This is a genomic window from Hymenobacter agri, from assembly GCF_054778495.1.
In genome coordinates this window covers 1-1,410 of sequence record NZ_BAAGZM010000854.1, presented here as the reverse complement: position 1 = coordinate 1,410, position 1,410 = coordinate 1, and the positions used below count along the sequence as shown (strand labels likewise).

Genomic DNA, 1,410 nt, shown 5'->3' with positions numbered 1-1,410 from the left:
ACTCGTGTACGACGGCGATGCCAGCCGCCCCGGCGGCATCGCTGGCGGGCTGCAGACCTGGCGTGATGGCCGCATGCAAGCCCCCTGTCCGAAGGTACCCTGCAAGTGGGTACCCGTCGATGCGCCGGAGGCGGTCGCCGTGAACGTACCGGAGTGGGCGGCTGATTTCAACAGCACCGGCACGCCGCCCGGCTACCCGGTGGGATTCGAAGTGCGCTACACCCTGGGCGGCACCGAGGGCCATTACGTGGCCGTGGCCGCCGGCCAGCTGCCCGCACCGACCGACCCGGTGGCGGATGCCAATTGGCGCCGGGTGGCCTCGCCCATGCCGGCTACCGCCCTGTTTCAGGTCATGCCATACGCCGTGGCGCTGAGCTACGACGGCGACGACCAGCTCACGCGCGGCCGCGAGTACCTGATTACCGAGCGTGGCGCCGGCAAGCCCGACGTACGCGGTACCTTCAGCTGCTTCGCGCCGGCGCGGATGCAGTACGCCACCGTCGAGGGCCAACTCGGGGCGTTTACCTACGACTTGGCCAGCGACGCCGCCACGGCTACGGTGGCGTATGACGATACGCAGGTACGGGCCGAGCTGCTCGACCACGAAAGCCGCATCCACACGCTTGAAGGCGACCTCGTAGACCTCGAAAACGAGGTGGGGGGCCTCACGACGGATGATATTTCCGAAGGGTCCGCGCTATTTTTCACCGAGGCGCGGGCCGTGCTGGCGAAGCTGGCAGGCTACGCCAAAAGTTCAACCAGCCGTGCCATTACCGCCGCCGACAGCATTAAAACGGCACTGGGCATTCTGGAAAAGAAGGCCGACGATAATGCCGCCGCGCCGGGCCGGTTCACCATTCAGGACTACAGCGGCGATTTCGGCCTGGTGGCCCTCACGGCAGGCCGCGTGCTGCAAAACAGCACGGCCACGGACATCAAGTGCACCGTGTTCGGCAGTGGCCTGAACGGGCTGGCAATCGGCACCAAGTTCTATCTGCGGCGCACTGGCACGGGCAAGCTGACCATCACGCCAACGCTGGGCGGCGATAACGTGGTGCCTACCGTGGACTACATCGGCACCACCGCCGATGTGCCACTCAATGCCATGTACGTGCTGCTGTTGCTCGGCAGTAATCACTGGCAGGTGAGCAATGCGGAGGCCAGCGGTGTAGAAGCCAGCGGCAGCGCATCCGGCCCCTGGCCCCCGTTCACCGACGCGGTGACGGATGACGTGAACAAGGTGTTCAAAGCCACGCTGCCGGCCAATTTCCGCACCACCGCCGCCGAGTACACCACCGATGGCGGCACCACCACCACCATTGCCACCGAGGCCATGCGCAGCGGCAACGTGCTCAGCGCGCCGGTGGCCGGTAGCAAGACGCCGGGCACGGTCGGCTGGCGACTTCGGGC

1 protein-coding gene is annotated in these 1,410 nt (G+C 66.6%); it reads left to right on the top strand.

The window, feature by feature from the left end:
• Positions 1–1,410, top strand: a 1,410-nt coding sequence (locus tag ACYVDE_RS22805; RefSeq protein WP_460503829.1) for a hypothetical protein, incomplete at both ends; no start/stop codon positions are given.